Genomic DNA, 21,795 nt, shown 5'->3' with positions numbered 1-21,795 from the left:
TGAAGGGTGCTTGGCAGCGGGATGCTAAAAAGTCGACCCCACCACCCGCGCCATCTCCAGGCACTTGTTCGCGTAACCCCACTCGTTGTCGTACCAGGCCACCACCTTGATGAACGTGCTGTCCAGTGCGATGCCTGCGTTGGCATCGAACACGCTGGTGCACACCTCGCCCCGGAAGTCGGTCGACACCACTTTATCGGTGGTGTAGCCCAGCACGCCCTTCAAAGCCCCTTCGCTTTGCGCCTTCATTTCGGCGCAAATTTCGGCATAGGTGGCGGGTGTTTCCAGCTCGGCCGTCAGGTCCACCACCGAGACGTCCGACGTGGGCACGCGAAACGCCATGCCCGTCAGCTTGCCCTTGATGTCCGGGATCACCACGCCCACCGCCTTGGCTGCGCCCGTGCTGCTGGGGATGATGTTTTCCAGAATGCCGCGCCCACCGCGCCAGTCCTTGTTGCTCGGGCTGTCCACGGTTTTTTGGGTGGCGGTGGCGGCGTGCACGGTGGTCATCAGCCCGCGCTTGATGCCCCACTTGTCGTGCAGCACTTTGGTGATGGGGGCCAGCGCGTTGGTGGTGCAGCTGGCATTGCTGATGATGGCTTGCCCGGCATACGACGCGTGGTTCACGCCGTACACAAACATGGGCGTGTCGTCTTTCGAAGGTGCTGACATGACGACTTTTTTGGCCCCTGCGGCCAGGTGCTGGCCTGCGCTGTCTTTGTCCAAAAACAGTCCTGTCGATTCGATCACCACATCGGCACCAACTTCGTTCCACTTCAGCTGTGCCGGGTCGCGCTCTTGCGTCAGGCGGATGCGCTGGCCGTTGACCACGAGAGTGTTGCCGTCCACCACGATGCGGCCTTTGAATCGGCCATGCACGCTGTCGTATTGCAGCATGTAGGCCAGGTATTCGGGCTCCAACAGGTCGTTGATGCCGACGATCTCGACGTCGTGGAAATTTTGCACCGCTGCGCGCAGCACCATGCGGCCTATGCGGCCAAATCCGTTGATACCTATCTTGGTGGTCATGTAAGTCTCACTTTCGTTGGATGTGTCAGTGGGGGCTGCTGCCGTTGTGGGGCCATCGCCGATGTAACCATCGTATGCGAATTTATGAAACTTTGTTACATGCCATGCGCGTCACATGGGATTGTTCTGGTTGTGTAACCGCGGAACGGCTGCGGAACGTCACTGAAGTTGCCAGTTTGCGTCACTGAAGATGCTCGTTTTCTTCCCCTAGCCCATTGAACTTTGCAGATTTTTTGCGGCTGATTTCAATCGTCTCTTGAACTGCAAATTCATCTAATTTGCTGTTTGGAAAATTAACGTACCAATACAGATCTAAAAAAGATGGATGTGAACTGGTCAATCGGCTCCAAACTGCGCATCAGTTTTGACCTCAAAATGGCGCCCTCCCAACCTACCCAAAAAAAACGGGACAGTGCTTGGGGGTCTTGCCCCGGAGCCAATTCGCCGACATCGATGGCCTCGCTCAGGCACTCAGCAACTCGTTTCTCCCATGACACCAAAACCCCCTCCAACCGCTCACGAAACTGCGTATCGAGCGCAGCAAGCTCTTGACCAAGATTGCCGATCAGACAGCCCCGTTTGAAGTCAAACTTCAACATGCCATTTTTTGCATTCACGGTGAAATTAACCAAACGCTGCAGAGGTGGCTGTGAAGTGTCGCCAAAAATGCGGTCCATTTTTTTAGCGTAATACGCCTCATAGTTGTCAATGACGGCGTGTCCAAAGTGATTTTTGCTTTTGAAGTAATGGTAGAAGGAGCCCTTGGGTACGCCGACGCGCTTGAGAACTTCATCAATGCCCGTTATTTGAAACCCACGCTCGGTCAAAAGTTCGGTTCCGCACCAAACCAGCACGCTGCGTGTGTCAGTGCGTGTCGCAGAGCGGCGGCTGCTTCTGCTCGGACTCGACGCAAAGTGATCGGTAAGGTTTTCTGACACGGTAAATTCTCCGACTGGCATTGAAATTTGTACCCAGGCTTATTGGGGCCAGTAGCGTTTTTTGACCCATTTTTTGTAAAGCTTACCTGTGGGCAAACGAGGTAGCTCCAGGTCGAAATCTATCGACCTTGGACATTTGAAGTCTGCCAATTTTCCGCGACAAAATGTCTGCAGTTCTTCCGCCAAAGCTGGGCCAATATCGCATGCATGAACGGGCTGTATGACGGCTTTTACTTCCTCACCCCAATCACTGTTGGGGACGCCAACCACAGCAGCGTCCATTACTTTTGGATGCTGAAGCAACACGTTTTCAATTTCTTGCGGATAAATATTGACGCCCCCACTGATGATCATGAAGGCTTTTCGGTCTACCAAATAAAGGTAGCCCTGCTCATCCAAGTAGCCAATGTCGCCGAGGGTAGTCCATCCCTGTGCGTTTCTCGTTTGTGCGGTGCTCACAGGGTCATTGTGGTACGAGAACTGGGGGCCATCCGAAAAATACACAGCGCCTATCTGACCTGCTTCTAGTGGGGCACCCTCTTCATCGCAAATATGCAAATTTCCTTGCGAGGCTCGACCTACCGAGCCTTTGTGCGCCAACCACTCAGAGGGGGTGATGCTGCAAAAACCATTGTTTTCCGTGCCTGCATAGTATTCGTGCACGATTGGGCCCCACCAGTCCATCATCTTTTCTTTGACATCAACAGGGCAAGGAGCAGCCGCGTGAACAGCCATTTTCATGGATGTCAAATCGAATTTTTCACGTATCGCCAGGTCAAGCTTTAACAATCGCACAAACATGGTGGGCACCCATTGACTGTGGGTGATGCGGCAACGCTCAATCGTCTGCAGGGCCAGGAGTGCATCAAAACGCTCCATGACCGTCACGGTCCCACCCATTTTGATCACCGTCATGCTGTGTCGCAGCGGTGCAGCATGGTACAAGGGTGCAGTAGAGAGGTAATGACTGTCAGCGGCGTATCCAAACAGGGGCGCCAGCAATGTCACCAACATGGTTTGCTGTCCTGCGGCTGTCTTGGGCAGTGGCCACAACACACCTTTGGGGCGTCCAGTTGTACCCGAGGAGTAAAGCATGTCACTGCCTTGCAAAGCTTGTGCAAGGGCAAAGGTTGGCTTTTTTGAACACAGAGCGATCCAATCTCCGTGCCCCATTTCTTCAACTGAGGCACCGACGCTCATGCACTGCAGCGTGCGGGGCAGCTTGGAGAGCAAGTCTTGGTCCACACAATCCAAAACTGTCGAATAAACAAACAAGCGTGCACCACAGTCCCGGACGATGTAATCAATCTCGTCTGTCGTCAGGCGTGTACTGATCAGCGTGTAGTAGACGCCACTTCGATCCAAACCAAAGCAAAGTTCTAGCAATTCACGGCAGTTGTTCATCAGTACGGCCACGTGTTCGCCTGGAAGGATACCCAGATCCGATACCAGATGAGCAACTTGATTGGCTCGACCATCGAGCTGTGCAAATGTGACTTGTTCACCACTTTCGCACATCTGAAATGCAATTTTTTCAGGGTCAACACGCACTGGTTGAATAGGAATTAACATCGGACCCCCGTTTTTAATGGGCAATACAGACTTTGCCGAACTGTGCGCCACTCTTCAAATACGTCATGGCTTCTTTGAGTTCCTCGAAAGCAAAGACCTTGTCGGTCACGGGTACGATCTTGTGCTGTGCCATGGCCCGCAGCATGGCCTCCATCCCATCGCGGTGTCCAACCGTCACGCCCTGAAGGCGAACTTGGCGGGTGATGATGTGACCTAAGGAGGTGTTGAGGCTGCTTCCTGACAAGATGCCAATCATGGCCAAAGTACCGCCTGGACGAATGCAGCGCAGCGATTGAGGGAGTGTTTTTTCACCCCCCAACTCCAAAATCAAATCGTATCCACGTCCCTGCGTCACCTCGCGTGTGGCTTTTGCCCATTCGGGCTGTTCACGGTAATTGATCACGGCATCTGCGCCCAATGCGCTCGCACGTTCCATTCGCTCTCCGCTTGAGCTGATAACGGTGACATGAGCCCCTAAGCTTTTGGCGAACTGCAGTGCAAACAAAGCCACTCCGCCGCATCCTTGTACCAAAACTCGGTCACCTGACTTGACATGACCGGAAGTGACCACAGCACTCCAAGCAGTCAAAGCGGCGCAAGGAAGGCTTGCAGCTTGGATATCACTCAAGTAGCTTGGAACGGACACAACACCTTGTTCAGAAAGACACATCAACTCCGTCATGGTCCCATCAATAGGCCCTCCGAGAGATTGGGTGAGCCTCTGCAAATCGGGTTCTCCCCCAATCCATCCCTGGAAATAAGTGGGGCAAACTCGATCACCTACCCGGACACGCGTCACGCCCGCCCCGACCGCGATGACATCTCCCACCCCATCAGAGATGGGAATCAATGGCAATTGGCCCGTGTAGGCGCCATAACCGCGCTCCGGCACAACGAGGTCGCGGTAATTGAGCGAAGAGGCGCGCATGCGCACCAAAACCTGACCATCCCTGACTGTAGGTTCAGGACGCTGGGAAAGTTTCAGGTGATCAATTCCCCATTCCCCCTCGATTTGAAAGACGCGCATTCAGGTTGCTCCTGGTTTGAAACGAAATTCATGCGCCACACGTTCCAGCAGCATCGCTGTAGAGCCGTCGGCCAATGAAGCTGTGTGCGCCGCAGTGAGATGCCTTAAAAAAGCATAACGATCTAAAAATCCTTCTGCACCCATGGCATGCAAAAGAGAACCCAGTTGCGTCTGAGCCATGCTGGTGGCATACAGTTTGGCTTGAGCAGCAGCAGTTTGAACCTCACCCCCCTTGTCAATGAGGTCACATGCCTCCCTGACCAAAAGCTCAGCTGCTTGCAAAGCTGTTGCTGCTTGTGCCACTTGCCATCGCCAGCCTTGGTATTGATCCAAAGACTGGCCAAATGCGGTTCGCTTGTGGCCATAAACACTCACGTCGGATAAAGCTTGCGACACCATCGCGCAACACATTGCCGCAACATAAGTGCGCGCACGGTTGATGGCACCCATGATGTCGACAAACGCCTGGCCTGGCTCATACAAGAGGTGAGAGGAATCGCAATAGACGTTTGTCAAGCGAAATCCTCCAATACCCATGCTGCTCAGGGCACTGCTGGTGGCAACGGCAAGGCGCTCGAATCCTGGCGAATCAGCACGAATAAAGAATGCCGCAATTCCCTTGACGCCTGAACCTGCTTGAGTTTGAGCGTAAACCACGACACCGTCAGCATGCACAGCATTGATGATCCAAGTCTTAGTCCCGTTAAGCAACCAACCCTCACCATTTCGGATGGCCGTGGTTTTAACTTGGCCCAAGTCTGATCCTGCGTCCGGCTCAGTCAGCGCAGTGCATGCCACAAAGCTGCCGCGCAGTAAATCACTGACATACCGAGGTGCCAACTGATTGGGGGATGCTTTCACAAGTTGCACAGCAACGTTGTGTGAATTCACCAAGGCCATGGCAGCACTGAAATCAATCCGGGCTAGCTCGTACAGCACCTTGACCTTGTCAGCGAATGACAAGTCAAATCCTCCGTACTCCAGCGGAACTTGTAGGCGCAATAATCCAGCAGATCCAGCAGGCTCAAATAAAGCTTGCCGGTCAAAAAGGCCCTTCCCCCATTGAGCTGCATTCGGGGCTAGATGTCTTTGAGCAAATTGATGGGCTTCTTCGATGACGCTGGTCGCACGTTTGGACAGCTCTTCAGTGTCTACGGTCATTTCTTCATGCCTTGCTGGCCGGCTTGTTATGACTTGCGATGGGTCGACTCGTTCTTGACCATCGCCACAGGGAGGCAACCAAAGGCACCAACCCTTTAGGCAAGAAAATCGTAGCCACCACCAAAATCAATCCATAGGTGATGAGCCGAAAACTGTCCGCAAACCGTAAAATTTCAGGCAAGAATGTGACCGAAACTGCGCCAACGATGGGGCCTGTCAGCGTCCCGCTACCGCCCAAAATGACCGCCAAAATGATGTTCAAAGATTGATCGACGCCAAACGGCTCAGGATTCAAAAAGCCGATGTAGTGAGCATATAGAGTGCCCGCCAAACCGGCCAAGATTGAACTCATAACAAACGCAAACAACTTGTAGCGTGAAGTCATGACGCCCATGGCTTCTGCGAGATCTTCGTTTTGGCGTATAGCCAACATCACCCGTCCTGCACGAGAGTGCAACACCAAGGCGCAAAAAACAGTTGCCAAAACCGCGGCAGACAAAGCAAGAGCGTAATAGTTGAGATTGCTGCGCCCTTCGAAACTGAAGACATGCCCAAAAAGTGTCAGTTCACTGGGACGTGGCACATCAGGTATTCCGGCTTCGCCTCCGGTGAGAGCGCGAAACGTCATCAACACAATAAAGATCACCATGTTGTACGCTAACGTGACAATTGAAAAATAGTGTCCTTTTACTCGGAGACTCGGATACCCCGCAACTACAGCCATGACCCCGGTCAGCAAGGGCGCAATCACCAGCGTAGTCCAAACCGAAACACCAAAGTTCATGGTCAACAAGGTGGATATGTAAGCACCTATGCCCATGAATCCTGCTTGTGCGATCGACACGTAACCCACAAATCCTTGCGTTAAATTTTGGCCCTGTGCAAGCACAATCCAAATCAACGCCAAGGTCATCAAATGAATGTAGTAGGGTGATTTGAAGGCATGTGGCATCGCCAAAGCACCTGCTATAGCGGCTACGCTGAATAGCAAAGGTTTGTTGAAAAAGCGCATCATTTTTTCCCCATCAAGCCTTGTGGCATGACCAGCAAGACCAAGATCATGATTAAGAAGGAGATCACATCCTTGTAAGCGGACGATAAAAAACCTGCGGCCAAAGACTCACTGACACCCAAAACCAAGCCCCCCAAAATTGCACCCGGCAATGATCCAAGTCCACCCAAGATCAATACTGCAAATCCCTTCACAGCAAAGCTTTCACCTACGCCTGGTGCAAGCGCCAACAAAGCGCCGATTAATGCACCTGCCGCAACCCCAAGGGCTGAAGAAATAGCAAACACCACCGAAGAGACCAAATTCACATTCACACCCATCAACACCGCCGCATGTCGGTTTTGAGCCACAGCGCGAACAGATTTTCCGGTTTTTGTTTTTAAAAGAAGAAACATCACAATTGCAACCAAAGTGACCGACGTCACGATCACGACCATGCGGAGCTGTGCAACGAAGATGCCTCCAAAATCAAAAACTTTTTGGTAGGGCGTTTGAATGATGACCTGATCGGCTCCAAATAACAGCAAGTTGCCACCTTCCAGCATCATTGTCAGTCCCAAAGCAATGATGAAGGCATTGATGTGCGGTGCATCACGTACTGGTCGATAGGCCAAGCGCTCAATGAGCATTCCCAACACAGCACCCACAGGCATCGCCAATGCCATGCTTGCAAACAGGGGAAGTCCCATCGTTGTCGAAAATACGAACGTTAAGTAGCCCCCAAACATGGCCAATGAGCCATGTGCAAAATGCGCAATCCCTAATATTCCAAATACAACGGTCAGTCCAAGTGCCACCAAGGTGTAGACAGAACCAATGGCAAGCCCATTGAATATTTGTTGCAGTAATTCATTCATCGCATTTCACCGTTCGGATATCCCAGCTGCGGGAGACAGAAACCATCGCGACTCAGTTTTTGACTGAGTCGCGGGGGGTTGACCAATAACGCTCAGGACTTATTTGCGAATGCTGCGCAAGAATTGCGAATAGGTTTTGTTATCCGATGGCAACTCGGCCACGAAGACCCACTTGCCCTTTTGCCACTGGAAAGCGCCATTGGACGTGTAGGCTTGGCCGTTTTGGTCGAAAATTGCACCGCCATCGTTGGGCATGTACTTCATGACGGCTTCCTTGGGAATTGGCAAAGTCCGCACAGCGTCGGCGACTTTTTTGGCATCCTTGGCACTGCCTGCGCGTTCGATGGCATTTTTCAGCACGTAAACCTGGTCGTAGGCATAAGGCGAACTGGGGGTGGGCGATTGGTTGAACTTTTTCCTGTAATTGGCATCGTAAGCCTTGGCTTGTGGACCCAACGCTTCAATGGTCAGCTCTGTTGGGCGCAGATCCCAAACGCCTTCCATTTGGGCACTTGTCACAACCTTCAGAAACTGCTCTTCGCTGCCACTGGTAAAACCGTAACGCGGAACATTCAGGCCCAATTCCAATGCCTGACGGTACACAAATGCGGCAGGCTCAACGTAACCCACGACAAGGATTGCATCCGGTTTGAGACCGCGAATTTTAGTCAATTGCGGTGTCATATCGCGATCACGAAGCCCAAATGCTTCTTTTGCAACAATCTTGCCACCCACTTTGTTCAGCTCTTTTTCGAATGCATCTACATATTGGGTATAAAAACCAACTTCCAAAGCGCCAATGACCGCAACATTGCGCGCACCCCTTTGTGCCACGAATGTACCGGCTGCAGCGCCCGTGAAGTCTGCAGGTGGACGTGTCCGAAATACGTTGGCGATTCCCTGTGCTGTGATGGCGCGTTCAGCAGCGTTGCCCACCAACATGACTGCATCCTCTTTGGCGATGAAGGAAGCTACAGCACTGGTTGACCCGGAGCAGCAAAAACCCAGAAGATATTTCACGTTGTCACGGTCGATCAGCTTTCGCACACTGTTGGTAGCCTCTGTTGGGTTGGCTTTGTCGTCCGAGGTGATGACCTTGAGTTTGTAGTTGATAGAGCCCGCCTTGATACCGCCCGCTGCATTGATTTCATCGGCAGCCATTTGAACTGCGTTGGCTTGCGGCAAGCCGTAGACAGCACCACCACCGGTTAATGCATCGTTCACGCCGATCACCAACACTTCATCCGCTGCGTGTGCGAAAGGCATCAAGGCTGCACTCAAGGCCAGTGCAGCCAAAGTCAAAGGTGTCTTCAGTTTCATTCGTTGTCTCCAGTTTATAAAAAAATCGTTTTTGCAGCGACCTTTTCAAAGGCAGCCGCTACCACCTCAATAGCCCAAATAGGCTTTGCTCACTTGCGGATCGTTTCTGAGTTCCTGGCCGGTGCCATGCAATACCACTTCGCCCGCTTCCAAAACATAAGCGCGATCTGCCAAGCGCAATGCCATCGCTGCGTTTTGTTCAACCAAGACGATGGTTGTTCCCATTGCTTTGATGCGCACCAAAATTTGCTCGACTTCTTCAACAATTTTGGGAGCCAAACCTAACGAAGGCTCATCGAAGATACAAAGTTTGGGTCTCGCCATCAATGCCCGCGCTATGGCCAGCATCTCTTGTTCACCACCGGAAAGAGTTCCGGCTCTTTGCTTGGCCCGCTCGCGTAATACGGGAAACAGATCGAGCATTTTTTCGACGTCACTTTTCTGCTCGTTGTCTGTCCGAGTGTGCGCACCCATTTCTAAATTTTCGACCACCGACATCTCGGCGAACACTTGCCGACCTTCAGGGCACATGGTGATCCCTTTGCGAACAATGGCATGACCGCTTAATCCGTCTAATCGTTCATTCATGAATTCAATGCTGCCTGAACGTACCTCGTTCAGGCCACAGATACAACGCAATGTGGTTGTTTTACCTGCGCCATTGGCCCCAATCAGCGCAACACATTCACGCTCATTCACATCAAGACTGATCCCATGTAGAACATTGACTTTTCCATAACCTGCTGTGAGATTTTTAATATGCAACATCAATGCACCCCACCCAAATACGCTTCGATGACGGCCGAGTTGCGCTGAATGTCCAAAGGCTTACCTTCAGCTATTTTTTCACCAAAATTGAGCACCACAATGCGATCACACACTTCCATAATCAGCCCCATGTGATGCTCAATGACCAGCACAGCCAAGCCTCTTTTGCGAATACGCATGATGACTTCGGCCAAGTCTTTGCGTTCTTTCGCCACCATGCCTGCCGCTGGTTCGTCTAGCAAGATCAGCTTGGGATCTGAAGCCATTGCGGTTGCAATCATCAACAGCCGTTGCTGAGCCGATGAAATCGTCGATGTCAGATCGTTGATGACATCTCCCAAACCCACAAACTCCACCAACTCTTGCGCTTTAGCGCGTTGTTCGGCGTCCTGCACTCTTGCGCTTTTCATTCTCAGAACTGAATGCCACGGGGAAACACTGTAGCTCGTATGGCATGCAGTGAAAACTTGCTCCAGCACACTGAACTCTGCAAGCAAACTTGTGGTTTGAAATGTTCGTGCCAAACCCAGCGGAACACGCCGGCTGATGGGGAGTTTGTTGACGTTTTGGTTTCGCCAAACTATGTCGCCCGAACTGGTTGGCACCGCGCCTGAAATCAAATTGACCGACGTGGATTTGCCCGATCCGTTAGGTCCAATCAATCCCACAATTTCATTGGAGTTCACATCAAAGCTCAAATTCTTAACGGCTTGTACGCCACCAAAATTTTTACTGACTTGATTCAACGTTAGCAGTCGCTCTGGCTCAGGCATTTGAACTGTGTCTTTCCTGGTTGCACGTGAAGTGTCTGAATATTCTTTTGTGTCGACGAACTTGACCTCATCACACAACGGCAAAATTTATTTTATTATTAGACCGGTCGTCTACAACTGGGGTTTTCCCTGTCAAGGGCCCAAGCTGTATCGCACCCGATGGGCACAAGATGACCCCTTGCGCTGGGTGCCAAAACGGCCCATCAGCGATGGGACACCTTGCCCCATGCCAGCGATAAACTGCGCCTGTGTGCACCAACTTCACCCCAACCCAACGCGCCCCATGGGTCAAGGACAAGCTCGGCGTTGACTTGCCTGCGGGCTACCCCGAAGAGTCCTACCCCGGGTTTGCATCCCCCATCGTGGTCAAGAGCCACCAGACGGGCCGGGTCGCTTGCGGTCTGGCCCGGTTTGGCCTGATCCCGGCATGGGCCAAGGACGACAAGATCAGTCGCCACACCTACAACGCCCGCAGCGAAACCGCCGCAGAAAAACCCAGCTACCGCACCGCGTGGCGGCAGCGGCAGTTTGGCCTGGTGTTGGTCGACAACTTCTATGAGCCCAGCTACGCGTCCGGCAAGGCTGTGCGTTGGAAAATCGCTCTGGCCAGTGGCGATCCGTTCGGCATCGCCTGCCTGTGGGACCGCTGGACAGACCCGGCCTCGGGGGAGCGGGTGGTGAGTTTTTCGATGCTCACGGTCAATGCCGACGCGCACCCGGTGATGCAGCAGTTTCACAAGCCCGGCGATGAAAAACGCACCCCCGTCGTCATCGCACCGGCGCTGCACAATGCCTGGCTGGGTGCCGATGTCCCCCAGGCTGCCGAGCTGATGCGCTGGCAGCACATGCCAGAGCTGGTGGCCTGTCCAGCGCCCCGGATGTGAAGCCAAAGTTCACTCGCCGTGCCCAATGTGTCAACTTGAAAGACTGGTTATTTATCCAGTATATTCAAGCGATGTCTTCTCCCCTTGATTCTTCGCTTTCCCCGGTATGGGTTCCAGACACCCCCGTCTGGCTGGATGTCTGCACCTGGCCCGTGGTGGCCGGCTTTCCATCGCCTGCAGCGGACCACACGCGCAAGCGCATTGACCTGAACGAGCACCTGATCCGCAACAAGGAAGCCACCTTCATCTTCCGGGTCAAAGGCGACTCGATGAGTGGCATCGGCATCTATGAAGGCGACGAGCTGTTGGTGGACCGTTCCATCGAAGCCAAGCACGGCAACATTGTGTTGGCGGTGCTGAACAACGACTACACCGTCAAACGCCTGTACCGCCGTGGCGGTGTGGTCAAGCTGATCGCTGAGAACCCGCTGTACCCACCCATCGTGGTCAAGGATGGCGAGGAGCTGGTGATCTGGGGCGTGGTGACGCGCAACCTGCACAAGCTGTACTGAGCCATGGCCCCGCCGAAGGTGCAAGCCCTGGCGCTTGTGGATTGCAACAACTTCTACGTCAGCTGCGAGCGGATTTTCCGGCCCGACCTGACGCATGTCCCGATGGTGGTGCTGTCCAACAACGACGGTTGTGTGGTGTCCCGCTCCAACGAGGCCAAAGCTTTGGGCGTGAAGATGGGCGCCCCCTGGTTTGAGTGCACGGCACTGGCCGAGCAACACGGCATCCTGGCCATGAGCAGCAACTACGCCTTGTATGCCGACATGTCGAACCGGGTGATGAACATCCTGAGCGAGTTCTCCCCCCGCAGCGAGGTGTATTCGATCGATGAATGCTTTGTGGATCTGACGGGCACCCCAAACATGCGCGAGGTCAGCTATGCCATGCGCGACCGCATTGGCATGTGGACGGGCATGCCGGTCTGCGTGGGCATTGGCCCCACCAAGACCTTGGCCAAACTCGCCAACCATGTGGCCAAGAAGCACCCACGCTCCAAAGGTGTCTTCAACTACAACGCGTTGAGCCCCGAGCAAAAAACACAGTTGCTCGAACACATTCCAGTGGAAGAAGTCTGGGGGGTTGGACGCCAACTCACACAAAAGCTGGCCAGACACGGCGTGCACACCGTGCAAGACCTGCGCGTGGCCCATGTGCCGACCTTGAGGACCGAATTCGGCGTGGTGATGGAAAAGACACAGCGCGAGTTGCAGGAGGTGCCCTGCATAGCGCTGCAAGAAATCCAACCCGAGCGGCAGCAGATCATCTGCAGCCGATCGTTCGGCGGCATGGTCACCGAGTTGGACGTGCTCAAGGACGCGCTGTCCACATTTTCGGCCAATGCCTGCGCCAAGCTGCGTGCGCAAAACAGCCACGCTGCGGTGATCCAGGTCTTCTTGCAAACCAACCGGTTTCGCAAAGAGTTACCGCAATACATGCCCAGCTTGGCCGTGCCGCTGCCCTACCCAACCCACGACAGCCTGGAGGTCAACCGATGGGCCAGTGAGTTGTGCGAGCGCATGTTCAAGCCCGATTACCAATACAAGAAGGCCGGGATCATGCTCAGCGAGATCAGCCCGGTCACACGCAGGCAAGGCGATCTGCTGGAGCCCGAAACCACCAGCAACGCCAAGCTGATGCAAGCGCTGGACCAGCTGAACCAGCGCTATGGTCGCGGGACGGTGAAGGTGTCCACGCAGGGTGCTTTCAAGGGCTGGCAGATGCGGCAAGAGCGCAAGTCGCCCAATTACACAACGTGTTGGGATGCCCTCCCTGTGGTTTGACCCCCTCAGTCATCCCGATGCCAACGCATGCGGATGGGCGGTCACTCCCCCCAGCGCGTATGGAACTTGCCCGCTCGGTCGGTGCGCTGGTAAGTGTGGGCGCCAAAATAATCGCGCTGGGCTTGCAGCAAGTTGGCAGGCAAACGGGCCGCGCGGTAGGCGTCGTAGTAACTCAGGGCGCTCATGAAGGCGGGCATGGGCACACCGTGCAGCGCGGCTTTGGCCACCACTTCGCGCAGGTCTTGTTGGCAGTCGGCCATGACGCGGGCAAAGTGCGGGTCGATCAGCAGATTGGGCAGGTCGGCTTGGTTTTGGTAGGCGCGGCGGATGTCTTCGAGCAGGTGCGCGCGGATGATGCAGCCCGCCCGCCAGACCTGGGCCACCTGGGCCATGGGCAGGTGCCAGTGGTGTTCACGATCGGCAGCGCGCAACAGGGCAAAGCCTTGGGCGTAGGCGCAAACCTTGGCGGCCATCAGGGCACCCCGCAGCTGGGCTAAGACCACACCGCGCTCGGGCCAGGGCGCTGTTTCAGGGCCGTGCAAAACCTGTGCTGCCGCCACGCGTTCGGTTTGGATGGCGCTCAGAGTGCGGGCGAATACAGCCTCGGCAATGGTGGGCGCGGGCACGCCCAAATCCAGCGCCACCTGGCTGGCCCATTTGCCCGTGCCTTTTTGTTCGGCGGTGTCCAAGATCATGTCCACCAAAGGCACACCGGTCTCGGGGTCGGTGTGTTGAAGGATTTGTGCGCTGATGTCGATCAGGTAACTGCCCAGCTCACCCTCGTTCCAGCTGGCAAAAACAGCGCTCATTTCTGCGGCCGACAAACCCAGCTTTTGCATGAAGGCATAGGCTTCGCAGATCATTTGCATGTCGGCGTATTCGATGCCGTTGTGCACCATCTTCACGAAGTGGCCCGCCCCACCCGGCCCCATCCACTCGCAGCACGGCTGCCCATCTTCGGCCTTGGCCGCCATGGCTTGCATCAGGGGCTGCACCAAGGGCCAGGCTCCGGGCGAGCCGCCAGGCATGAGCGCCGGGCCAAGCAAAGCGCCTTCTTCGCCGCCACTGACCCCCGCGCCCACGTACAAAATGCCCGAGTCCTGCAGGTCAGCGATACGGCGCTGGGTGTCGGTGTACAGCGTGTTGCCACCGTCAATGAGCACATCGCCTGCCGACAACAAAGGGCGCAGCTGCGTCAGCACCTGGTCCACCGCCGCACCGGCGGGCACCATCATCCAGATGCGCCGGGGCACTGTGAGGCTGGCCACCAGTTCGGGCAGCGACGACGCGGCTTGTGCCCGCAGGCCCTGCGTGCGCACCGCGAAGTTCTCGCGGCGGGCAGCGTCCAAGTCAAACCCGCTGACCGAAAACCCGTTGCGCTCCAGATTCAGGGCGAGGTTTTCCCCCATCACGCCCAAGCCAACAAGGCCGATGTCCATGGTTTGCATGTTTGCGTTGACCCCTTGTATTCAATCGCCGCATTCACCAACAGAGCGGGCATGCGGATTGTCGCTGGCGGTCGATGCGCCAGGTGTCGCGCACCTGGCGCCAGCAAGGGGTACCCAAAAAACTGACCCGCTTCGGGCCACAAAGCCCTGGCTTGGCAGGTTTTTCAACCGAACCAGCGAGCATCAGCCCCTGCCCGGAATCTCGGCCAGCAACTGCTCCACATGCGCCTTGGCTTTTTCGAGCGAAGCCATGCTGCCCGTCAGGTACATGCGGCCGCTGGCACCAATCATGCTGCACTCGACCAAGGTGAGGTCGGGGGCGACTTTCTCGGCTTCGTTGGCCATGTGGGCACCAAACAGGGCCGGTGCCACTTCCATCAGCAGCATGTGGTCGCCGGGCAGCACCATGCTGGCTTGGCGCGTGCGGTTCATCAGCACGGCGTGCTGATCGGTCACGTTTTCCAGAATGTCGCTGTACAGCAGATGCGGGCGCAACTGGTCTTCGGCCTTGGCCCCCATCCAGTCCAGAATGACCTGGCCGGCACGCTTGAGCGCAGCGCCATCGTTGCTGTGCAACTCCAGCACGCCAAACTGCCGCTCGACCGCCAGAATGCCAGGCTCCAGTGTGGGCTCGGCTTTCAGGGCCAGATCGATCACGCGTTGGATGGACAGCCCGGGGGCGATCTCGACCAGCAGCGCGTGGGTGCCTTGCATCGCCACGTAGCCGCGTGCGCCCAGGGGCGAACTCATCCACGAGGAGAACTGCGGCTGCAGGTCGGTGAGCGTCAGGTAAACCCGAAGCTCAGCGGCCGGCTTGGCAGGCGCTGCGGTTTTTTTAGTTGTGGCCATGCGGCCTCCTTATCTGCAACAGCCTGCGATCACTTGCCGTCAAAGGCTTTGGTCACGTCAGCGTGTGGACGTGGGATGACGTGGCAAGACACCACTTCACCGATCGCGCCTGCGGCTTCAGCACCGGCTTCGGTGGCGGCCTTGACGGCACCCACGTCGCCCGAAACGATGATGGCGACCAGGCCGCCACCGACTTCTTTTTTGCCAACGATGTTGACGTTGGCGGCTTTGACCATGGCGTCAGCGGCCGCGAAAGCAGCAACATAACCTTTGGTTTCGATCATTCCGATGGCTTGTGACATGTGAGTCTCCTTGAGGGTTTAAAAAACGGGTTGAGGGAAGGGTTGAGGGAAAAAATACAGATGCGCTCAGCGCATCGGCGTTGGGGTGTCGTAGTTGTCAAGCGAGGCGATGATGAGTGCATCGGCCACCACACGCGGGTGAGCCGGGGCGAACCACCAGGCCGCAGGTGCGCCGATGGTGATCATCACGCGCTCGCCAATGCCGCAACCCATGGGGTCGTAGCACACCACCACGTCCTTGGGGTAGTCCAGCTGCACCTCCAGCAAGGCGCCCGCGGGCAACTCGGGCAGACGTTTGCTGGCCACGATGCGGCCGATCACGGTTCCTGTTTTCATGGTTTGGTTCCTCGTTCAATGGTGATGCCGCGCTTGCGCAAGGCTTCTTTGCCCAAGGGGGTCATCACCGCCTTGGGGTGCAGCCGAACGGTTTTGACGCTCGGCGGCAGGGTTTTCAGCAACTTCTCGCCGATCACACCCTTGAGCTCGGGTAGGTCTTCGGCTGGGTGATCGTGCAGTGCGCAGGTGTCGCCCTTGCACTCGCAGGCCTTGCCTGCTTTGCAGGACGAACAGCAAGCTGCCGGGTCGGTGGCGGTGGTGGCGGCCATGGCCGACGTCACGGGTGCAGCAGGTGCAGCAGCGGCCACCGCCTTGACCGCCGCCTCGTCCACCCGCATGTCAAAACGCAGCAGGCCCGATTGCGCCGCCTGCAGCAGTGCCGGGCTGGCGGCCAGGCGTTTGAAGAGTTCTGTCAAAGCTTGCGCGTGGGCACCGGTGCCTACGCGCAAGGGCACCACCACGCCAGCAGGTACAGCAGCCGGGGCTGCAGGCGCTGGCGATCCAGCTCCCGCAGGCTTGGGCGCGCCGATCTGCTTCCAATAAGCGTCTTTGACGGCGATCAAGCCATCGCGAATCTGGTACACATCGGTGCCGTCCAGCGTGACCGATTGGCCACCGGGCAGTGGCACGCTCACCTTGTAGTTTTGCACCACGGTCTGGCCCAGCACATTCAGGTGCGAATCCGAAAATTTGGGGCCGGCGGGGCTGGCAAAGCGCTCTTTCAAAAACGCCAGGCAGGCTTCGCGGCCACGGAGCACGCGCGAGTCGGGCAAGGTCCACACCACATCGGGGGCAAAGCAAGCCACGATGGCCTCGGCATTTGCGATGGCATAACCGGCTTCAAAGCGGTGCATCAACGCGGTCACCGATGCCACCGATGCATTCACACCCGTGGCTTTGCTGCCGCTCAAAGCCGTGCGCACCTGCGCCCGAATTTGTTCGCGCAAAGCGTCTGTGCTCATGCGACACCTCCGGCATCGCGGATCACGGCCTCGGCCACGGCCGCTGCGGTGCGCACGTCGGATGCGGTGCCCGACAAATACAAGCGCCCGGCGGGACCCATGAAGCGGCAGTCGATCAGCTTCACGTTGGCGGCTTTCTCGGCCTCGTTGGCCACCAGCAGCGCATAAGAAGAGGTGGTCATCTCCATGATGTAGAGCGACTCGCCGGGCAAGAGCATGCTGCCCGCCTTGCTGCGGTTGATCAAAAACGCGTGGTAGCCATCGACCCGGTCAATGACCTTGGAGGCCAGGATTTCGGGCTTGATCACGCTTTTCTCGCTCACGCCCATGGCATCCAACACGGCGGCACCGGCCGACTTGACCGACGAGGAAGACTGGCCGTGGAACTCCAGATAGCCGAACTGACGCTCGACCACCAGGTTACCGGGCTTGACATCATCGTGCTTGAGCGCGATGTCGGTCAACCACTCGATGTCCATGCCGGGGGCCACTTCGATGACCATGGCCGCGTCGTTGTGGCGCGGCAAAAAACCACGGGCGGTAGAGCCGAGCAAACACATCAGCTGTGGCTGCAAGCGGTCCAAAAAAATATAGCTGCGCAAAGTGGACATGGGGGACTTTCAGCGAAGGTGTTCGAGTTCTTCCTGCACGATGCGCAGGACGGTGGCCTGAAGTTCAGGCGTGAGGGTGGACGCGGTGCCTGAGCTGGCGGGCAAAGCCGCGCCCGAAGCCATGGCCCCGGCCCAGCCGCCTGGCAGCGGAAAAGCCACGCGTTTCCAGTTGACCAAAAGTTCAGGGCCGACGTTGCAGTCCACCGAGCTTTTGCCCGCGTAACCCGTGCCGATGGTGAAGGTGTAGGGCAAGCCGGTGTTGGCCCCTGTGCTGTCGTGCACCGTGGAGCCGTTGACGACCACGCGGTAGTAGTCGAGCGCCGCGCCCCAGACCACCGCCTGCTCGGCGTTGGCGGTGTGCACGCCCGAGGTGTGGCCTGCGCCGCTGTGCTGCAGCATCAGGCGCGCCATCTCAATGGCCTGGTCCATGCCCGGCACCACCACGCAGCCCAAGATGGGCGAAAGCTTTTCTTTCAGCAGCACATGGCCCGCTTGCGGGTTGGCGATGGGGCAGACCAGCGCCTGGCAATCTTGCGGCACCTGAACGCCTGCGGCTTGGGCAATCTCAAACGCGGGGCGGCCGACCACTTTGCCATTGAACTTGCCGCCGGGGAAGGCGTGGTTTTGAATTTGCAGTGCCTCTGCGTCGGTGCACACATGCGCACCCTGACGCGCCAACGCTTGCTGCATCTGCGTGGCGATGCTGGCGTGCAGCATCAGCACTGAAGGGGCTGAGCAGGGGCTGCCGTGGTCGAAGTTTTTGTCGGCAACGATGGTTTTTGCTGCCCCTTCAATGTCGGCGCTGGCGTCTACATAAACGGGCACATTGCCCGAGCCCACGCCAATGGCGGGGTTGCCCGAGCCATAAGCGGCGCGCACCATGGGCGTGCCGCCGGTGGCCAAGATCACGTCGGTGCGGCTGTCGCGCATCAGTGCGCCAGTGGCCTCGACGGTGGGGCGGGTCAGGATCTGCAAGGCATGTGCCGGACCACCGGCTTTTTCAATGGCCGCTTGCAACTCATGGGTCACGGCGGTGCAGCAGCCCAGCGCCACCGGGTGCGGCGAGATGACCAGCGCGTTGCGCGTCATCAGGCACAGGATGGTCTTGAAAATGATGGTGGCCACCGGCGAGGTGGAGTTGGACAAACCCACCACCACACCCGCAGGGCGGCCGATTTCGACGATGCGCAGTGCATCGTTGCGGCGCACACCACCCAAAGCGACGTTGTCCCAAGCGGTCGACGTCAGCGTGCAAGCAATCTGGTTCTTGGCGATCTTGTCGGCCACTTTGCCGATGCGGCTTTCGCGCACGGCCCACTCGGCATAAAACTCGGCGCGCGGCAGCAAGGCGGCGGCCACTGCTTTGGCCACCCGTTTGGCTTCTTCGGGGGTCCACAGCGCCAGCGTGGCAGCGGCTTGCCGGGCGCGGCCCAGCAAGTCGCGGGCCTCCTGCAAGGCAGCCAGGTCGTGGTCGGCCAGATCGATGGGGTTGCTGGAACTCATGTCAGAGGGTGTCTCACGTTCAACGTCGCTGAGCGGCGTTGGCCACGGCGTTCAGGTCCACGCTTTCGAGGGCGCTGAAGATGGCTTCGACCGCTTGTTGCTCACGCGGGCTGGCCGCTTGCATGCGGGTGGTGTCCAGCAGCTGGCGCATGACCGAAGGCTGACCACTTGCCGCAGCACCGGCACCGGCACCGGGGTTGAGCGTGGGCACAAAGCTGCCGCAGGTCATGCGCTGGCCAGCGCGGTAGTGCGGCGCGTAGTCGAACACGGCGTAGTGCTGCGTGGCGCAGTTGTCCCACATGGCCACCGAGTCTTTTTCCCACCGGAAGCGCACCATGAATTCGGGCTTTTTGACCCACTCGTACAGCATGTTCAGCACCGACTCGGACAGGTCCATGTGCATGCCCAGCAAGCGCTTGGTCCAGATCGAGTTGACGAACAAAATCTTGCGGCCGTTGTAGGGGTGGGTGATCACGGCCGGGTGCGTCACCGTGGGCGTGTTTTCGATCATCTTGCACTCTTGGGCACTGGCCTGCACCATCATGCCGCTCTTGGCCGAGGCACGCTGTGCCAGACGTTCGTTGGCATTGATGCGGCGAAAGTGCCAAGGCAAATCATGGTCAGCCTGCAGGCCCTCCAGCATTTGTTGCATGCCGGGGTTGAGCGCGTCATACGCAGCGCCCCCGTGCATCCACATCGTGTCGCCGCCCGATGGGGGCAGGTCGGTGATGCGCAAGATGGACACCATGTTGGGCTTTTTGCGGAAGGTCACGTCGGTGTGCCAGCGGTCGGTCTCAGGGGCTTCGTTGCCCTCATTCGAGATCAGCTGAATGTGTGGATGGCCCTCTATGTGAGGAAAGAACTCGTGCTTTTCCATCTCGCCAAAGTTTTGGCCCAGACGAATGTAGGCCTCGGGCTTCAAGGCCTGCTTGCGGAAGAACACCACACCGTGTTGCCACAGCGCTTGCTGGATCTCTTCGTAAACGTCTTCTGATCGGGTGGTGTTCAGGTCAACGCCGCTGATCATGCCGCCGATGGTGGGCGTCATGGGGTCGACTTGGATGTGACGGAATTTCATGCTTGTATCTCCTTGATGTGGTTTTGGCTTGCAGGCTTCATTGCCAGTGCAGCAAACGGCGTTCGATCCAGTTCATGAGCTTCATGATCAGCACCCCGATGAGCGCCAGATCAAACAGCAGAGACCACACGCCGTTGACGTTGAATGTGGATCCCAGATAAGCGAGTTGCTGCCCGAGGCCACGCTCGGAAGCAATGACTTCTGCGCCCACCACGCCCAGCAGGGCATAGATCACGCCCAAGCGCAATCCTGAGAAAAGCACCGGAACAGCGCCCGGCAAGGTGACCGAGAAAAACATCTGCCGACTGCTGGCACCCAGGGTGCGCGTGAGCGTCACATGGTCCTGGCTGACGCCCCGAATGCCCGCCACCGTGCTGGACAGCACGATGAAGAAGGTGAGCGACACCCCCAGCGCGATCTTGGAGCCGACGCCTAAGCCAAACCACAAAATGAACAAGGGCACCAAGGCAATGCGCGGCAGCACATTGAAGGCCGAGATGTAGGGATCGCAAAACGCCTCAAACTTGGGCCAGGTGACAAAGGCCAGGCCGGTGACCATGGCGGCGACCGAGCCAATGACAAAAGACGCGAACACGGCCAGCAGCGTGTAGCCCAAATCGCCCCACAAGCGGGCGTTGCTCAGGTTTTCCAGCGTGAACGTGATGATGCCGAGTGGGCTGCCCATGAAACTCGGGTCCACCCAACCGACTCGGGCACCCCACTCCCACAGACCCAGAAACACGCAGACAAACAGGGCATGCTGCGCCAGCGTGCGAAGTGTTTCAGCCTTCATGGTGCACCCAACCTTCTTCGAGATGTTTCCAGACTTGGGTGTAGGTGCGGCGGAAGTCATCGCTGGTTTGCAGCTCGCGGATGGAGCGCGGACGCGCCAGCGGCACCTGCACATCGGCCACGATGCGGCCGGGCCGCGAGGACATCACCATCACCCGGTCGGCCAGGGCCACCGCTTCAGACAAATCGTGTGTCACGAACAGCACCGTTCGGTTGCCGTCCTGACACAGCTGCAGCAGCAGGTCTTGCAATTGCAGCTTGGTTTGCGCATCCAATGACCCAAAGGGCTCGTCCATCAGCAACAGGGGCGATGGCATGGCAAAAGTGCGTGCCAGCGCCACGCGCTGGCGCATGCCATGAGACAGGGCTTTGGGCAGTCGGTATTCAGACCCGCCCAACCCGACTTTCTTGAGCATCACTGCGGCCCTTTCCCGGGCCTGTGCGATGGGCACACCCCGCACCTTCAGGCCGAATGCGGCGTTGTCCAGTGCATTGAGCCAGGGAAACAAGCTGTCGCGCGCCAACATGTAAGCCACCTCATGGCTGCCGAGTGCAGGCTGTTCGCCGGCCACCAGCAGCCGCTGACCAACTGGCAAATCCACCAGCCCCGCGCACAGGTTGAGCAATGTGGTTTTGCCGCAGCCACTCGGGCCTGCAAGCGCAACAAACTCCCCCGCCTTGACGTGCAGGTCTACGCCCTGCAACACCAGGTTGTCGCCGTCAAAACTCAGGTCGATGCGCTGTGCGTCGATCATGAACATTCCCTGGACATATCGCGATGGC

23 protein-coding genes are annotated in these 21,795 nt (G+C 57.2%); 3 read left to right on the top strand and 20 right to left on the bottom strand.

The window, feature by feature from the left end; genetic code table 11:
- Positions 1-24: 24 nt before the first annotated feature.
- The 10 genes from gap to Q0O99_RS05315 all read right to left on the bottom strand — a co-directional run bounded on the left by gap (position 25) and on the right by Q0O99_RS05315 (position 10,457).
- Positions 25-1,029 carry a type I glyceraldehyde-3-phosphate dehydrogenase gene (gene gap / locus Q0O99_RS05360; RefSeq protein WP_293749328.1) on the bottom strand — a complete coding sequence of 335 codons (1,005 nt, stop codon included), beginning with the start codon at positions 1,027-1,029 and terminating at the stop codon, positions 25-27.
- A gap of 293 nt (positions 1,030-1,322) precedes the next feature.
- Entirely contained in the window at positions 1,323-1,967 is a 645-nt protein-coding gene (locus Q0O99_RS05355) for a TetR/AcrR family transcriptional regulator (RefSeq protein ID WP_293749326.1), read from the bottom strand.
- Positions 1,968-2,006: 39 nt separating this feature from the next.
- The gene (locus Q0O99_RS05350; RefSeq protein WP_293749324.1) at positions 2,007-3,539 is read right to left on the bottom strand and encodes an acyl-CoA synthetase; all 1,533 of its coding nucleotides are present in this window, start codon (positions 3,537-3,539) and stop codon (positions 2,007-2,009) included.
- Between the two features lie 13 nt (positions 3,540-3,552).
- Entirely contained in the window at positions 3,553-4,566 is a 1,014-nt protein-coding gene (locus Q0O99_RS05345; protein WP_293749322.1) for an NAD(P)-dependent alcohol dehydrogenase, read from the bottom strand.
- A complete protein-coding gene (locus Q0O99_RS05340) occupies positions 4,567-5,727 on the bottom strand; it encodes an acyl-CoA dehydrogenase family protein (RefSeq protein WP_293749320.1) in 1,161 nt (386 codons plus the stop codon).
- A 4-nt stretch (positions 5,728-5,731) separates the two neighbouring features.
- Entirely contained in the window at positions 5,732-6,742 is a 1,011-nt protein-coding gene (locus Q0O99_RS05335; RefSeq protein WP_293749318.1) for a branched-chain amino acid ABC transporter permease, read from the bottom strand.
- On the bottom strand, positions 6,739-7,596 hold the full coding sequence (locus tag Q0O99_RS05330) for a branched-chain amino acid ABC transporter permease (protein ID WP_293749316.1): 858 nt from the start codon (positions 7,594-7,596) through the stop codon (positions 6,739-6,741). Before Q0O99_RS05330 ends, Q0O99_RS05335 begins: the two co-directional genes overlap by 4 nt.
- Before the next feature lie 99 nt (positions 7,597-7,695).
- Positions 7,696-8,916 (bottom strand): ABC transporter substrate-binding protein, encoded by a 1,221-nt coding sequence (locus Q0O99_RS05325; protein WP_293749314.1) that lies wholly within the window; start codon positions 8,914-8,916, stop codon positions 7,696-7,698.
- 66 nt (positions 8,917-8,982) lie between these two features.
- Positions 8,983-9,684: an ABC transporter ATP-binding protein gene (locus Q0O99_RS05320; protein WP_293749312.1), complete on the bottom strand. Its 702-nt coding sequence runs from the start codon at positions 9,682-9,684 to the stop codon at positions 8,983-8,985.
- Positions 9,684-10,457, bottom strand: coding sequence for an ABC transporter ATP-binding protein (locus Q0O99_RS05315; protein WP_293749310.1), 774 nt, complete (start codon positions 10,455-10,457; stop codon positions 9,684-9,686). The genes Q0O99_RS05320 and Q0O99_RS05315 overlap by 1 nt, the downstream gene beginning before the upstream one ends.
- A gap of 248 nt (positions 10,458-10,705) precedes the next feature.
- On the opposite strand from Q0O99_RS05315, the gene Q0O99_RS05310 reads away from it, so the two are divergent.
- From Q0O99_RS05310 to Q0O99_RS05300, 3 genes are all read left to right on the top strand, one after another.
- Positions 10,706-11,341 carry an SOS response-associated peptidase gene (locus Q0O99_RS05310; RefSeq protein WP_293749308.1) on the top strand — a complete coding sequence of 212 codons (636 nt, stop codon included), beginning with the start codon at positions 10,706-10,708 and terminating at the stop codon, positions 11,339-11,341.
- Positions 11,342-11,412: 71 nt separating this feature from the next.
- A complete protein-coding gene (locus Q0O99_RS05305; RefSeq protein WP_293749306.1) occupies positions 11,413-11,853 on the top strand; it encodes a LexA family transcriptional regulator in 441 nt (146 codons plus the stop codon).
- A 3-nt stretch (positions 11,854-11,856) separates the two neighbouring features.
- Complete coding sequence (locus Q0O99_RS05300; RefSeq protein WP_293749304.1) at positions 11,857-13,131, top strand: Y-family DNA polymerase; 1,275 nt, start codon at positions 11,857-11,859, stop codon at positions 13,129-13,131.
- Positions 13,132-13,172: 41 nt separating this feature from the next.
- On the opposite strand, the gene gndA is transcribed toward Q0O99_RS05300, so the two are convergent.
- From gndA to Q0O99_RS05250, 10 genes are all read right to left on the bottom strand, one after another.
- Entirely contained in the window at positions 13,173-14,579 is a 1,407-nt protein-coding gene (gene gndA / locus Q0O99_RS05295; RefSeq protein ID WP_293749302.1) for an NADP-dependent phosphogluconate dehydrogenase, read from the bottom strand.
- Positions 14,580-14,762: 183 nt separating this feature from the next.
- Complete coding sequence (locus Q0O99_RS05290; RefSeq protein WP_293749300.1) at positions 14,763-15,428, bottom strand: microcompartment protein; 666 nt, start codon at positions 15,426-15,428, stop codon at positions 14,763-14,765.
- A 29-nt stretch (positions 15,429-15,457) separates the two neighbouring features.
- Complete coding sequence (locus Q0O99_RS05285; RefSeq protein ID WP_108355326.1) at positions 15,458-15,730, bottom strand: BMC domain-containing protein; 273 nt, start codon at positions 15,728-15,730, stop codon at positions 15,458-15,460.
- Between the two features lie 66 nt (positions 15,731-15,796).
- Positions 15,797-16,066: a EutN/CcmL family microcompartment protein gene (locus Q0O99_RS05280; RefSeq protein ID WP_019427481.1), complete on the bottom strand. Its 270-nt coding sequence runs from the start codon at positions 16,064-16,066 to the stop codon at positions 15,797-15,799.
- Positions 16,063-17,028, bottom strand: a complete 966-nt coding sequence (locus tag Q0O99_RS05275; RefSeq protein WP_293749294.1) for a nuclear transport factor 2 family protein — start codon at positions 17,026-17,028, stop codon at positions 16,063-16,065. The genes Q0O99_RS05280 and Q0O99_RS05275 overlap by 4 nt, the downstream gene beginning before the upstream one ends.
- The gene (locus tag Q0O99_RS05270) at positions 17,025-17,639 is read right to left on the bottom strand and encodes a BMC domain-containing protein (RefSeq protein WP_293749292.1); all 615 of its coding nucleotides are present in this window, start codon (positions 17,637-17,639) and stop codon (positions 17,025-17,027) included. The genes Q0O99_RS05275 and Q0O99_RS05270 overlap by 4 nt, the downstream gene beginning before the upstream one ends.
- 9 nt (positions 17,640-17,648) lie before the next feature.
- Positions 17,649-19,142, bottom strand: coding sequence for an aldehyde dehydrogenase family protein (locus tag Q0O99_RS05265; protein WP_293749290.1), 1,494 nt, complete (start codon positions 19,140-19,142; stop codon positions 17,649-17,651).
- A gap of 19 nt (positions 19,143-19,161) precedes the next feature.
- Positions 19,162-20,220: a TauD/TfdA family dioxygenase gene (locus Q0O99_RS05260; protein ID WP_293749288.1), complete on the bottom strand. Its 1,059-nt coding sequence runs from the start codon at positions 20,218-20,220 to the stop codon at positions 19,162-19,164.
- A 37-nt stretch (positions 20,221-20,257) separates the two neighbouring features.
- The gene (locus Q0O99_RS05255; protein ID WP_293749286.1) at positions 20,258-21,013 is read right to left on the bottom strand and encodes an ABC transporter permease; all 756 of its coding nucleotides are present in this window, start codon (positions 21,011-21,013) and stop codon (positions 20,258-20,260) included.
- Positions 21,003-21,767, bottom strand: coding sequence for an ABC transporter ATP-binding protein (locus tag Q0O99_RS05250; protein ID WP_293749284.1), 765 nt, complete (start codon positions 21,765-21,767; stop codon positions 21,003-21,005). Before Q0O99_RS05250 ends, Q0O99_RS05255 begins: the two co-directional genes overlap by 11 nt.
- Positions 21,768-21,795: the final 28 nt, after the last annotated feature.

Origin of the sequence: Limnohabitans sp. Rim8, assembly GCF_945901735.1 — a bacterium.
Lineage (GTDB): Bacteria > Pseudomonadota > Gammaproteobacteria > Burkholderiales > Burkholderiaceae_C > Limnohabitans_A.
Note: the sequence above shows the minus strand (reverse complement) of the source record. Positions and strands in the feature narration are given on the sequence as shown.

Excerpts from the sequence above, each read along its gene's own strand:
- gap (WP_293749328.1), bottom strand. The coding sequence starts at position 1,029 with ATGACCACCAAGATAGGTATCAACGGATTTGGCCGCATAGGCCGCATG.
- Q0O99_RS05350 (WP_293749324.1), bottom strand. The coding sequence starts at position 3,539 with ATGTTAATTCCTATTCAACCAGTGCGTGTTGACCCTGAAAAAATTGCA.
- Q0O99_RS05345 (WP_293749322.1), bottom strand. The coding sequence starts at position 4,566 with ATGCGCGTCTTTCAAATCGAGGGGGAATGGGGAATTGATCACCTGAAA.
- Q0O99_RS05340 (WP_293749320.1), bottom strand. The coding sequence starts at position 5,727 with ATGACCGTAGACACTGAAGAGCTGTCCAAACGTGCGACCAGCGTCATC.
- Q0O99_RS05335 (WP_293749318.1), bottom strand. The coding sequence starts at position 6,742 with ATGATGCGCTTTTTCAACAAACCTTTGCTATTCAGCGTAGCCGCTATA.
- Q0O99_RS05330 (WP_293749316.1), bottom strand. The coding sequence starts at position 7,596 with ATGAATGAATTACTGCAACAAATATTCAATGGGCTTGCCATTGGTTCT.
- Q0O99_RS05325 (WP_293749314.1), bottom strand. The coding sequence starts at position 8,916 with ATGAAACTGAAGACACCTTTGACTTTGGCTGCACTGGCCTTGAGTGCA.
- Q0O99_RS05320 (WP_293749312.1), bottom strand. The coding sequence starts at position 9,684 with ATGTTGCATATTAAAAATCTCACAGCAGGTTATGGAAAAGTCAATGTT.
- Q0O99_RS05315 (WP_293749310.1), bottom strand. The coding sequence starts at position 10,457 with ATGCCTGAGCCAGAGCGACTGCTAACGTTGAATCAAGTCAGTAAAAAT.
- Q0O99_RS05305 (WP_293749306.1), top strand. The coding sequence starts at position 11,413 with ATGTCTTCTCCCCTTGATTCTTCGCTTTCCCCGGTATGGGTTCCAGAC.
- Q0O99_RS05300 (WP_293749304.1), top strand. The coding sequence starts at position 11,857 with ATGGCCCCGCCGAAGGTGCAAGCCCTGGCGCTTGTGGATTGCAACAAC.
- gndA (WP_293749302.1), bottom strand. The coding sequence starts at position 14,579 with ATGCAAACCATGGACATCGGCCTTGTTGGCTTGGGCGTGATGGGGGAA.
- Q0O99_RS05290 (WP_293749300.1), bottom strand. The coding sequence starts at position 15,428 with ATGGCCACAACTAAAAAAACCGCAGCGCCTGCCAAGCCGGCCGCTGAG.
- Q0O99_RS05285 (WP_108355326.1), bottom strand. The coding sequence starts at position 15,730 with ATGTCACAAGCCATCGGAATGATCGAAACCAAAGGTTATGTTGCTGCT.
- Q0O99_RS05280 (WP_019427481.1), bottom strand. The coding sequence starts at position 16,066 with ATGAAAACAGGAACCGTGATCGGCCGCATCGTGGCCAGCAAACGTCTG.
- Q0O99_RS05275 (WP_293749294.1), bottom strand. The coding sequence starts at position 17,028 with ATGAGCACAGACGCTTTGCGCGAACAAATTCGGGCGCAGGTGCGCACG.
- Q0O99_RS05270 (WP_293749292.1), bottom strand. The coding sequence starts at position 17,639 with ATGTCCACTTTGCGCAGCTATATTTTTTTGGACCGCTTGCAGCCACAG.
- Q0O99_RS05265 (WP_293749290.1), bottom strand. The coding sequence starts at position 19,142 with ATGAGTTCCAGCAACCCCATCGATCTGGCCGACCACGACCTGGCTGCC.
- Q0O99_RS05260 (WP_293749288.1), bottom strand. The coding sequence starts at position 20,220 with ATGAAATTCCGTCACATCCAAGTCGACCCCATGACGCCCACCATCGGC.
- Q0O99_RS05255 (WP_293749286.1), bottom strand. The coding sequence starts at position 21,013 with ATGAAGGCTGAAACACTTCGCACGCTGGCGCAGCATGCCCTGTTTGTC.
- Q0O99_RS05250 (WP_293749284.1), bottom strand. The coding sequence starts at position 21,767 with ATGATCGACGCACAGCGCATCGACCTGAGTTTTGACGGCGACAACCTG.